Below are 11,639 nucleotides of genomic sequence, written 5' to 3' on the forward strand. Positions count from 1 at the left end.
GCGGAGTCCGTCGCGGCCGGGGTCAGCGTCATGGCGCACTGGAGCGCGCAGTAAGGGCAGTGGGTATCGGCGCCGTTGGGCATCTAGATGTGTCCGATCGTGTTGCGCTTCCGGGCCGGGCGGATGTAGCAAACCCAGCAGACGGTGAGCATCAGGACATAGGCTGCAACGAATCCGTAGAACGCGGGTGTGTAGGAGCCGCTTGTTGTGTTGGAAGCGTTGAGCACCTGCGGGATGACGAAGCCGCCGTAAGCGCCGATCGCCGAGATCAGGCCGAGGGAAGATGCCGCAAGGCGGGCCGTGGCGGCGCTGCTTGCACCGGACCGGGCTGCCCGGCTGGACGTTGCAAAGATCACCGGGATCATGCGGTAAGTTGCGCCGTTTCCGAAGCCGCTGGCCACGAAGAGGAGCAGGAACAGGGCCAGGAACAGCCAGAAGCTCTTCAGGGGCAAGGTCCAGATCATGGTGAGGGTGATGACGGCCATCGAAGCAAATGAGGTGATGGTCATCCGCGCGCCACCCATGCGGTCCGCCATGCGTCCGCCGTAGGGACGGGCCAGTGAACCGACCAGCGGGCCGAGGAAGGCCAGGGACAAGGCCACGGCGCCGACATGGATCGAGGAGAAATCAGGGAAGTAGTCCTTGATCAGTTTGGGGAACACTCCTGCGAAACCGATGAACGAGCCAAACGTGCCGATGTAGAGGAACGCCATGATCCAAAGGTGGGGTTCCTTGACGGCGGCCAGGGAACCGGCCACATCACCCTTGGCGCTGGTGAGGTTGTTCATGTACTTCCAGGCACCGAAGGCGGCGATGATGATCAGCGGGATCCAGATGATGCCTGCCATGGGCAAGTTCACGGTTCCTGCCGCCAGAAGGGTGATCGCGATGGGGACCACAAGCTGTGCGACGGCGGCACCGAGGTTACCGCCCGCGGCGTTCAGTCCCAGCGCCCAACCCTTTTCGCGGGCGGGGTAGAAGAAGGTGATGTTGGCCATCGAGCTGGCGAAGTTGCCGCCACCGAATCCGGCGAGGGCTGCGACCAGGAACATTACGCCGAAGGGCGTCTCCGGGTTCGCTACGCACAGGGCCAGTCCGGTGGTGGGGATCAGGAGGAGCAGCGCCGAGACGATGGTCCAGTTGCGGCCACCGAACTTGGGAACCATGAACGTGTAGGGGATGCGCAGTGTTGCGCCGACGAGGCTGGGGATGGAGATGAGCCAGAAGATCTGGTTGGTGTCGAATTTGAAGCCGGCTGCGGGGAGTTGGACCACAACGATGGACCACAGCTGCCAGACGACGAAGCCGAGGAATTCGGCAAAGATGGACCAGTACAGGTTTCGCTTGGCGATGGACCGGCCTTCGGCTTCCCACTGACCCTTGTCTTCAGCATCCCAGTTGGCTATCCAGCGGCCGGGGCGGTGTTCAAGGGTGGGGGTGGCGGCAGCGGTTGACTGGGCGGGAACCAGTGCATCTGCGGTGCTATCAACAGTCACGGAGTGCCTCCTTGGTGGGGGACGTTGTTCTTCCAAGGTAGGTTTGGCGCATTTCACGGACGGTCGCTGTTTGTAAACGCCCTGTGACATTTCCCTATCGGCGGGGTCACCGGCGCGTGAGACTGCGGTGAGGTAATGTGGCGGAGACCACATGGTGGGATTTCTCGGTACGTCCACATACTGGACTTGGTTGTCCGGTCAATGGACGCCGGGAACTATTATTGAACTCTCGAATAATCCTTCGCCGGACAGGCTCCGAGGGGCATTGGCCGGTGTGAACGAAAGCTGTTATTACATGTCTTCCACAGCACCATCCAGGGAAGGCGAGTCCACAAAACCAGTGAACTCGCGGGGCCGGGTCATTGTTGCAAGCCTCATCGGCACAACAATCGAGTTCTACGACTTCTACGTATATGCCACAGCGGCTGTCCTCGTGTTCCCCAGCCTGTTCTTCCCCAACCTGAATGCAACCACCCAGCTGTTGAGTTCCTTCGCGGTCTTCGGTGTGGCCTTCATCGCCCGCCCGCTCGGGTCAATCATCTTCGGGCACTTTGGTGACAAGTTTGGCCGAAAGGGAACCCTGGTCGCCTCGCTGCTGACGATGGGCATCGCAACCTTCCTGATTGGCTGCCTGCCCACTGCGGATGTGCCCGGCTGGACGGTGCTCGCTCCCGCACTCCTTGTGGTCATGCGCTTCGCCCAGGGCCTGGCGCTCGGTGGTGAGTGGAGTGGCGCTGCGCTTCTGGCTACGGAAAACGCTCCGGCGAACAAGCGGGCCATCTATGGCACGTTCCCCCAGTTGGGTGCGCCCATCGGCTTCATCCTGGCAAACGTCATCTTCCTGGTCTTCAGCTACACGCTATCCCCGGAAGCATTCCAGGCCTGGGGCTGGCGCGTCCCGTTCCTTCTCAGCGCAGTGATGGTGATCATCGGCCTTTACGTTCGACTCAAGCTGATCGAAACCCCGGCCTTCACTAAAGTTGTCCAGTCCAACGAAGTGGCCAAGCTGCCCATCGGCCGGGTCTTCAAGAGCAGCTGGCGCGAGCTGATTCTGGGCACGTTCATCATGCTGGCCACCTATGTGCTCTTCTACCTGATGACCACCTTCACGCTCACCTATGGCACCAAGCCCACGTTGGCTGGAGCCCAGGCTGCGGCCGAAAAGGCCGGGAAACCCTTGACCGAAGCTGCGGCGGCAGCGTTTGTTCCCGGCCTCGGCTACACCCGCAATGAATTCCTGTGGATGCTGATCGCCGGCGTTGTGTTCTTTGGCATCTTCACCCTGGTTGCGGGCCCCCTTGCGGAGAAGTACGGGCGCCGGAAGATGCTACTGACCGTGACGGCCGGCATCTTCGTATTCGGCCTGCTCTTCGTCCCGCTCTTCGGAGCCGGATTCGTGGGGACCATGGCGTTGCTGATCCTGGGCTTCACGCTGATGGGGCTGACCTTTGGTCCCATGGGCGCGCTGTTGCCCGAGTTGTTCCCCACGAACGTCCGTTACACGGGCTCGGCAGTCAGCTATAACGTCTCAAGCATCCTGGGCGCAGCTGTTGCACCGTTTATCGCCGTGTGGCTCTGGGAAGTCGGCAAGGGCAGCACCGTGCTGGTGGGTGTCTACCTCAGCGCAATGGCCGTTCTTACGCTCATTGCCCTGTTCCTGTCCAAGGAGACCAGGGACACTGACTACGAGAACAACGTAGCCTAAGCACCCCAAACAACGACGTCGGCCCCGCACCATTTGGTGCGGGGCCGACGTCGTTAATTCGTTAAGAGGTGCCTAGTCTTCGATGGTGGCGATCACGGCACCGGCCGCGACAGTCTCGCCTGCGGTGGCTGCGAGGCCCCGCACAGTGCCGGCCTTGTGGGCGGTGAGGGGTTGTTCCATCTTCATGGCCTCGAGGACCACGATAAGGTCGCCCTCGGCCACGACGTCGCCCTCGGAGGCTGCGACCTTGACGATGGTGCCCTGCATCGGGGAAGTCAGCGCGTCTCCGCCGGCAGCAGCCGCCGCGGCACCGGCCGAACGGGACCGCTTCTTGGACTTGCCGGACTTGGTTCCCGTACCGGCTGCAGCGGTGGCGACGCCGGCACCCAGGCCGGACGGCAGGACCACCTCAAGGCGCTTGCCGCCAACCTCGACGACGACGCGCTGGCGCTCACCGGCGTCGGGCGTTTCAGCGTTGGCGCCGGCAGCGGACCACGCCGGGATGCTGTTGACGAACTCGGTCTCGATCCAGCGGGTGTGGACCTTGAACGGGCCCTCGGCGGGCGCGAAATCGGGATCCGTGACAACCGCGAGGTCGAACGGGATGACAGTGGGGATACCCTCGACAACCATCTCTTCCAGGGCGCGGCGTGAACGCTGGAGCGCCTGGGCGCGGGTGGCGCCGGTGACGATCAACTTGGAGAGCATGGAGTCGAAGTTGCCGCTGATGACATCGCCCTGTTCCACGCCGGAGTCCACCCGGATACCGGGGCCCGTCGGGTTCTTCAGGGTGCTGATGGTGCCCGGTGCGGGCATGAAGTTACGGCCCGGGTCTTCGCCGGTGATGCGGAACTCGAAGGAGTGGCCGCGGACTTCCGGGTCCTCGTAGCCCAGGGCTTCGCCGCGGGCGATCCGGAACTGCTCGCGGACGAGGTCGATGCCCGTGACTTCCTCGGAAACACAGTGCTCCACCTGGAGGCGGGTGTTGACCTCGAGGAAGGAGATGGTGCCGTCCTGGCCCACCAGGAATTCGCAGGTGCCGGCGCCGAGGTAGTTGGCTTCCTTGAGGATGGCCTTGGAAGATTCGTAGAGGCGCTTGTTCTGCTCTTCGGTCAGGTAAGGCGCCGGGGCTTCCTCAACGAGCTTCTGGTTGCGGCGCTGCAGCGAGCAGTCGCGGGTGGAGACAACAACCACGTTGCCAAACGCGTCGGCCAGGCACTGGGTTTCAACATGCCGGGGCGCGTCGAGGAAGCGCTCAATGAAGCACTCGCCGCGGCCGAAGGCCGCTACGGCTTCGCGGACTGCGGATTCATACAGCTCGGGAATTTCTTCCATGGTGCGGGCTACCTTGATGCCACGTCCGCCACCACCGAACGCTGCCTTGATGGCAACAGGCAGGCCGAATTCTTCGGCAAACTTCAGGATCTCGTCAGCATTCTGAACCGGGTCCGCTGTGCCGGGGACCAGCGGAGCGCCAACCTTTTCGGCAATGTGGCGGGCCTGGACTTTGTCGCCGAGTGCGGAAATTGCTTCGGGGGAGGGCCCGATCCAGTTGATGCCGGCCTCGATCACCCTGGCTGCGAACTCGGCGTTTTCGGCCAAGAAGCCGTAGCCGGGGTGGATGGCGTCGGCGCCGGACTGCTTGGCGACCTCGATGATCTTGTCCATTACGAGGTACGACTCAGCAGCCGTGTTGCCGCCCAAAGCGTAGGCTTCGTCGGCGAGGCGGACATGGAGTGCGTCGCGGTCAGGGTCGGCGTAAACGGCTACGGAGGCAATGCCTTCGTCCCGGGCGGCTCGGATGATGCGGACCGCGATTTCGCCGCGGTTGGCAATCAAGACCTTGGTAAGAGGGCTGGAAATGGGCTGCGCCGGGTTAGCTGACAAGTTGTTGACTCCTTCTGTCCTTCAGGGAGCCTAGCGCGATTGTGAGGGTTCCGCCCATATTGATGGGGGATTCCGTGTGTGAGGCGATGTTCCTTTGTAGGGTTGCTACAAACCGCGTTTACTGAATGGCCGTGTCCCACAGTTCCGTAATGCCCACGTTCGCGTGGACCAGCAGGTCCCGCAGCGTCGAGATGGAAAGCCCGACGACGGCGTGCGGGTCACCGTCGACCTTGCGGATGAAGGCCCCACCCAGGCCGTCGATGGTGAAGGAGCCGGCACAGTGGAGCGGTTCGCCGGTAGCAATGTAGGCCTCGATCTCCTGCGGGGCCATCTCCGCGAAGTGCACCTCGGCGCTGGAGACGGCACCCACGGTGGCCCCCGTGCCGTCGGCCGTTTCGTCGTCGTCGAGGTCCGCAGCGGTGTCCCGGCAGTCAACCAGCCAATGTCCTGTGTGGAGCACTCCTTGTGAGCCGCTCATCCGCAGCATCCGCTCCCGGGCAACGTCCGCCGTGTACGGCTTGCCGTGGGACTCGCCGTCGAACTCGAAGACTGAGTCGCAGCCGATCACCAGTGCGCCCTCCGCCTCGGGGAGGGCGGCGACGGCCTCGGCCTTGGCCCGTGCCAACAGGAGGGCGGTGTCGTGGGCATCGGTCACGCCATACTTGGCCTGGACCGCGTCCTCATCGACGTCCGAGACCAGGACTTCGTGCCTGATGCCGGCCTCGGTGAGGAGCTTGGTACGGGCAGGGGACTGGGAGGCGAGGATCAATCGGGTCACGTGCCCAGCCTAATATGATCCTCCATCACCTCCGCCCCTCTTGGGCGCGACCCTCGATCACCTCCGGCCCTCTTGGGCGCGATCCTCGATCACCTCCGCCCCTCTTGGGCGCGATCCTCGATCACCTCCGGCCCCCCCCTTGGGCGCGACCCTCCATCACCTCCGGCCCCTTTGAGCGCGACGCTCCATCACCTCCCACCCCAAAACGACCGATGCTCTCTCACTATCGTCAGGAAAGTGAGAGAGCATCGGTGGATTCAGGCTGGTAGGTGAGAGAGCATCGGTGGATTCAGGCCCGTAAGTGAGCGAGGGCTAGTGCACCAGTTCCTCGGAGGAGGTCTTCGAGCGGTCGCTGCGGTCCAGCTTGGCGCCCTCTACATCCACGTCCGGAAGAATCCGTCCCAGCCACTTCGGCAGCCACCAGGCCTTTTCGCCGAGCAGGTACATGATGGCCGGGACAATCGTCATGCGGACAACAAAGGCGTCGATCAGCACGCCGAACGCCATCGCGAAGCCGAGCGGACGGACCATGGTCAGGTGGCTGAAGATGAAGCCGGAGAACACGCTGACCATGATGATTGCAGCCGCAGTCACTACGGCTGCTGCGTGGCTGAACCCGGAACGGACAGCATGCTTGGCAGATTCACCGTGCATGAAGGATTCCCGCATGCCCGAGGTAATGAACACCTGGTAGTCCATGGCCAGGCCGAACAGCACGCCGATCAGGATGATGGGCAGGAAGCTCAGTACGGCCCCAGGGTTGGCGACGTCGAAGATCCCGCCAAGCCAGCCCCACTGGTACACGGCAACTACGGCACCAAAGGCAGCAGCCAGGGAGAGCAGGAAGCCGCCGGTGGCCAGCAAAGGCACCACGATGGATCGGAACACCAGGAGCAGAAGGATCAGGGATAGTCCCACCACGATCGCCAAATAGGGTGGCAACGCAGCACCAAGCTTTGCGGACACGTCGATGTTGCCGGCGGTCTGGCCTGTCAGGCCGATCGTTGTGTCCAGGTCATCGTGGATCGCGGTACCTTTGGCGCGCAGATCGGACACAACCTGCACGGTTCCCGCGCTGGCCGGGCCTTCCTTCGGGATGACCTGGAAGACGGCGGTGCGGTGGTCGTCGCTGAGCGCAACCGGAACGGCTGCTACTACGTTTTCGACACTCCGGAGCCGGTCCGCGACGTCGTACTGCTTATTCTTGGCATCGTTTTCGCTGAGGCCCCCAGGGAATTCGGCAACCACGATAATCGGTCCCGTCATGCCTTCGCCGAAGCTGCTGCGCGTCAGGTCGTAGGCCTTGTAGGCCTGCGAATCCACAGGTTCCGAACCGCCGTCGGGCAGTGCCAGCCGCAGCTGCGAAGCGGGCAGCGCCAAGGCGCCCAAAAGGACAATGCTCGCAATCAGGGAAACCCACGGGTGGCGCGTGACGAGGCCGCCCCAACCTCCACTGCTTCGCTTCTCTTCCAGCTCGCGGTCTGTGGCTTCATGGCCGGGCTCTGCATTGTGCTTGGCAGCCTTCGCCCAAGCGCGCTTGGAGATGAGCCTGCGGCCAATCAGCCCCAGGACGGCAGGCGTCAAGGTCAAAGCCACGACGACGGCGACACCGACTGTCGCTGCGGCAGCAACACCCATGACGGCAAGGAACGGCAATCCGGGCACCACCAGGGCTGCCAGCGCGATGATGACGGTGAGTCCCGCGAAGAGCACGGCGTTGCCCGAAGTGCCGGTGGCCAAGGCGGCCGACTCTTCCCCGTCCATCCCGGCCAGCAGCTGGCCACGGTGGCGGTTGACGATGAAGAGGGAGTAGTCGATGCCCACGGCGAGGCCGAGCATCAGTGCAAGCATGGGGGAGATGGAACTCATGTCGATCACGCTGGTGAGCGCGAACGTTCCTCCGACGCCCACTGCCACGCCAATCAAGGCCATGAGCAGCGGAAGGCCTGCGGCGATGAGGGTGCCGAGCATGAGGATCAGGACCAGGGCCGCAACCGCGACGCCCACAATTTCCGCGATGCCGAAGATTTCGGAAACGTCCTCAGTAATTTCCTTGCTGGCATAGGCCGTAACGCCTGCGGATGAGACGCCCTGGACGATGTCCTGGACTTCCTTGCGGACGGCCGGGTCCACAGCGTTGATGGATGTCTTGAACTGGACCTGGGCAACAGCGGCCTTGTTGTCGCTGGAGACGAAGCGCAGGCCTTCGGAGGCCTCGGCCTGCCGCTTGCCGAGCGCCAGTTTGACGGCGCCGTCGGCAGCTTCCTTGTCTCCGGCGTCGAGCTTTTCCTTGGTTGCGGCCAGCTGGGCGCGGGTGGGTGCCAGCTGGGCGTCGATCTGGGCCGGCGTGAGACCGGAAGCGGCCAGCTGCTGTTCGGTGGCGGCGAGCTGGGCTTCGCCTGCGGTGAGCTGTGCACGTCCGGCATCCAACTGGGCCTTGCCTTCGGCTGCCGTGGCCTCACCTGCGGCGATGTCACCGGCTGCCTTGTCCAGCTGTTCCTGCGTTGTAAAGGGGTTCACAGTGGACTGGACGTCGGGCATGGCTTCAAGCTTGGTCAGCGCAGCAGAGACGGCATCCTTCTTCGCTTGGTCGAACCCGGCATCCCCGGCGTCGAAGACCACGCTGGCGGAGCCGCCGGACGCGTCAGGGAGGGCTTCCTTGAGTTTGTCAGCCATCCGCTGGGTTTCTGTGCCGGGAATGGTGAAGTTGTTGGACATGGTGCCGTGGAAGGCGGCGGCGGAACCGCCCACGGCCACCAGGACTGCCAGCCAGATGGAGATGACCAGCCAGCGGCGGCGATAGGAAAACTTGCCGAGACGGTAGAGGAACGATGCCATGTCAGAACCGATCTGTGGTGTTAGGAACGGAGGAGGATGCGGAGGCGAAAGAGCCCGACGCCGGCGCGAAGCCGGCACCCAAGAGCCCCATCGCGTCGATGAGGTGCTGGCGGAGGGCGGCGAGGGATTCGGGCGAAAGGTCCGGTCCATGTTCGGTGAACCAAACAGTCATGGCGGCCTTGCCGCAGGAGATGACCGAACCGGCCAGCGCATGGAGGTAGAGCTCGCTGACGCCGGAGCCCAACCTGCTGCGGGCGGCGTCGATGATCTGCTCTGTGCAGTGGTCCCAGGCCTCGAGCTCGGAGCGGGCCAGGGAACGGTTGTCCTGCGTGAGGCTGAACAACTCAGCCATGGGGGCAACAGACATCGGGTCGGCCAGCGCCATGAGGGCTGCTTGGGCGGATTCGAGGATGGACTCCTCAGCTGGGCGCAGCCGGAACTGCTCCAATGCATGGTCCATGAAGCCGTCTGCCACGGAGGCCAGGGCAGCTTCGAGGCTCGGGAAGTAGTTGAAAAACGTGCGTCGGGAAACACCTGCGCTGGCGGCGATGTCCTCGACGGTGAAATTGCCGGACCCTTGGCTGCGCAGAAGGTCCAGGGCTGCTGCGGCGATGGAGCTACGGGTGGCGGCTTTATTGAGCTCCCGCCGCGAAGGGGCGCTGGCTTCGGTGAGGCCAGGATTGTCTGTGGCCACATCTTGGCTGTTGGTTTTGGTCACGTTATTACACTAAGTGCAAGTTTGCACTCTGCGCAATTTGATTCAACTCTGGAGTAAAAGAAAATCCCGTTCTTGCCCATCGTCCCCCGCGTTTTGCGGCAGGAACGACGGGCAGGAACGGGATGGAGTGGGCGGGCCGTCAGGCCAGAAGGGCTAGCGGCCCAAAGGACTCAGAACTGCTGCGGCGGAGCCGGCGGGGCCTGGTTCATCGGGGGAGCCTGGTTCATCGGCGGGGCCGGAGGTGCGGGCTGCTGCGGAGCTGCGGGCTGGGAGGCCTGCTGGCCCGCAGTCTTGGTCAGGTAGACCGACTGGCCCGTGGCTCCCGGCTCGCCCTCACCCAGCGGAAGAACGTAGACGGCGGTGCCATAGGCACACACTTCGGTCCAGTTGGTTCCCATTTCGGAGGTGTCAAAGCGCATGGCAACGATGGCGTTTGCGCCGCGCTGTTGTGCTTCATTGACCATGCGCGCCATGACTTCCTGGCGGCTTTCGTAGAGCGCCTTGGTCATTTCGGGCAGCTCGCCGCCGCCCAGGGAGCGGAAACCGGCAAGCATCTGCGAGCCGATATCGCGCGAGCGGACGGTCAGGCCCATGACTTCGCCGAAGACGGCGTCAATACGGTGGCCCGGGATTTCATTGGAGGTGACGATCAACATGGTCAGAGCCTATCCAGCTTTGGGCCCATTAACGGGGAAATCCCCCGGGGAGAACTCCCCAGGGGATTCGCGCCGTTACCTGGCGGACCGGTGTCAGGCCTTGGAACCGGCCAGCTCCCGCTCGTCGGCTTCCGCGGCGGCCTTGTCGGCTGCGTACTCGTCGGCGAACGCGGCACCGTTACGTGGCGCGTTGTACAGCGACTCGTCCAGGATGCCCTGGCGCTTGGCGACGATCGCCGGAACCAGCGCCTGGCCAGCCACGTTGACGGCTGTGCGGCCCATGTCCAGGATGGGGTCGATTGCCAGCAGGAGGCCGACGCCGGCCAGCGGCAGTCCCAGCGTGGACAGGGTCAGGGTGAGCATGACGACGGCGCCGGTGGTACCTGCCGTTGCGGCGGAACCGAGCACGGAGACCAGCACGATCAGCAGGTACTGGGTGAAGTCCAGGTTGATGCCGAAGAACTGTGCCACGAAGATTGCAGCGACTGCCGGGTAGATGGCTGCGCAACCGTCCATCTTGGTGGTGGCGCCCAGCGGTACGGCGAAGGATGCGTAGCCGGAGGGGACCCCAAGGTTCCGTTCCGTGACGCGCTGGGTGAGCGGCAGCGTGCCGATGGAGGACCGGGAAACGAAGGCCAGCTGCACTGCCGGCCATACGCCGGAGAAGTACTGCTTGATGGAGAGGCCGTGTGCGCGGACCAGGATCGGGTACAGGACAAACAGCACCAGGGCCAAGCCGATGTAGATGGCGGCCGTGAACTTGCCCAGGGAGCCGATGGTGTCCCAACCGTAGATGGCAACGGCGTTACCGATCAGGCCGATGGTTCCCAGCGGGGCAACGCGGATGATCCACCAGAGCACCTTTTGGATGACGGCCAGTGCGGAGGCGTTGAACGTCAGGAAGACTTCGGCCTGCTTGCCAACCTTGAGCGCAGCAACGCCGACCGCGATCGCGACCACCAGGATCTGGAGGACGTTGAAGCTGACGGAGGTGCTCACCGTGGTGGCGGCGTTGGCGCTTTCGGTCACGGTGGAGCTGGCGCCGAGGCCCAGGAAGTTCTTGGGGAACAGTCCGATCAGGAACGCCCACCAGTCACCGGTCTTGCCGGCGTATTCGGCCTTCTGGGTGATGCCGGTAGCGGCGCCGGGCTGCAGGAGCACACCCAGGCCGATGCCGATCAGCACTGAGACGAGCGAAGTGATCGCGAACCAGAGCAGCGTGTTCCATGCAAGGCGCGCGGCGTTGGACACCTGGCGCAGGTTGGCAATGGAGCTCACCACGGCAGTGAAGATCAAGGGAACGACGGCGGTCTGCAGCAACGAGACGTAGCTGGACCCGATCGTCTGGAGGGTTGCGCCCAAGCCGTTGGGTGCGGTCTTGGTGCTGCCCGTGTACTTGGCGATGAGGCCGAGGACGAGCCCGATGATGAGGGCGGCGATGATCTGGACGCCGAAGGAACCGGCCCACTTGGGGAGCCGGAAGCCGGTCTTTCCAGCTGAAGGGGAAGTTTGGGTTGAGGTGCTCACCGGAACACGGTAGGTGCTTGGGAAATAACATAGC

At 63.7% G+C, this 11,639-nt stretch carries 8 protein-coding genes; 1 reads left to right on the plus strand and 7 read right to left on the minus strand.

From position 1 onward, the window contains the following. Window positions 1-83 precede the first annotated feature (83 nt). Window positions 84-1,496 (minus strand): MFS transporter, encoded by a 1,413-nt coding sequence (locus PJL15_RS16380; RefSeq protein WP_281452203.1) that lies wholly within the window; start codon window positions 1,494-1,496, stop codon window positions 84-86. A 295-nt stretch (window positions 1,497-1,791) separates the two neighbouring features. Between PJL15_RS16380 and PJL15_RS16385 the strand changes: the two genes are divergently transcribed. Further along, on the plus strand, window positions 1,792-3,201 hold the full coding sequence (locus tag PJL15_RS16385; RefSeq protein ID WP_281452204.1) for an MFS transporter: 1,410 nt from the start codon (window positions 1,792-1,794) through the stop codon (window positions 3,199-3,201). A gap of 72 nt (window positions 3,202-3,273) precedes the next feature. On the opposite strand, the gene PJL15_RS16390 is transcribed toward PJL15_RS16385, so the two are convergent. The 6 genes from PJL15_RS16390 to PJL15_RS16415 all read right to left on the minus strand — a co-directional run bounded on the left by PJL15_RS16390 (window position 3,274) and on the right by PJL15_RS16415 (window position 11,605). Then, window positions 3,274-5,088 carry an acetyl/propionyl/methylcrotonyl-CoA carboxylase subunit alpha gene (locus PJL15_RS16390; RefSeq protein WP_281452205.1) on the minus strand — a complete coding sequence of 605 codons (1,815 nt, stop codon included), beginning with the start codon at window positions 5,086-5,088 and terminating at the stop codon, window positions 3,274-3,276. A gap of 118 nt (window positions 5,089-5,206) precedes the next feature. Next, the gene (locus tag PJL15_RS16395; protein WP_281452206.1) at window positions 5,207-5,866 is read right to left on the minus strand and encodes a Maf family protein; all 660 of its coding nucleotides are present in this window, start codon (window positions 5,864-5,866) and stop codon (window positions 5,207-5,209) included. Between the two features lie 312 nt (window positions 5,867-6,178). Continuing rightward, entirely contained in the window at window positions 6,179-8,704 is a 2,526-nt protein-coding gene (locus PJL15_RS16400; RefSeq protein WP_281452207.1) for an MMPL family transporter, read from the minus strand. A 1-nt stretch (window position 8,705) separates the two neighbouring features. Next, complete coding sequence (locus PJL15_RS16405; RefSeq protein ID WP_281452208.1) at window positions 8,706-9,422, minus strand: TetR family transcriptional regulator; 717 nt, start codon at window positions 9,420-9,422, stop codon at window positions 8,706-8,708. Window positions 9,423-9,592: 170 nt separating this feature from the next. Further along, window positions 9,593-10,078 carry a YbjQ family protein gene (locus PJL15_RS16410; RefSeq protein WP_281452209.1) on the minus strand — a complete coding sequence of 162 codons (486 nt, stop codon included), beginning with the start codon at window positions 10,076-10,078 and terminating at the stop codon, window positions 9,593-9,595. 93 nt (window positions 10,079-10,171) lie between these two features. Then, the gene (locus PJL15_RS16415; protein ID WP_281452210.1) at window positions 10,172-11,605 is read right to left on the minus strand and encodes a dicarboxylate/amino acid:cation symporter; all 1,434 of its coding nucleotides are present in this window, start codon (window positions 11,603-11,605) and stop codon (window positions 10,172-10,174) included. Window positions 11,606-11,639: the final 34 nt, after the last annotated feature.

The organism is Paenarthrobacter nitroguajacolicus (assembly GCF_029952445.1).
GTDB lineage: Bacteria > Actinomycetota > Actinomycetes > Actinomycetales > Micrococcaceae > Arthrobacter > Arthrobacter nitroguajacolicus_B.

What these genes read in the sequence shown, in the direction of transcription:
- PJL15_RS16385 (WP_281452204.1), top strand. Translation starts at nt 1,792, where the DNA reads ATGTCTTCCACAGCACCATCCAGGGAAGGCGAGTCCACAAAACCAGTG.
- PJL15_RS16400 (WP_281452207.1), bottom strand. Translation starts at nt 8,704, where the DNA reads ATGGCATCGTTCCTCTACCGTCTCGGCAAGTTTTCCTATCGCCGCCGC.
- PJL15_RS16410 (WP_281452209.1), bottom strand. Translation starts at nt 10,078, where the DNA reads ATGTTGATCGTCACCTCCAATGAAATCCCGGGCCACCGTATTGACGCC.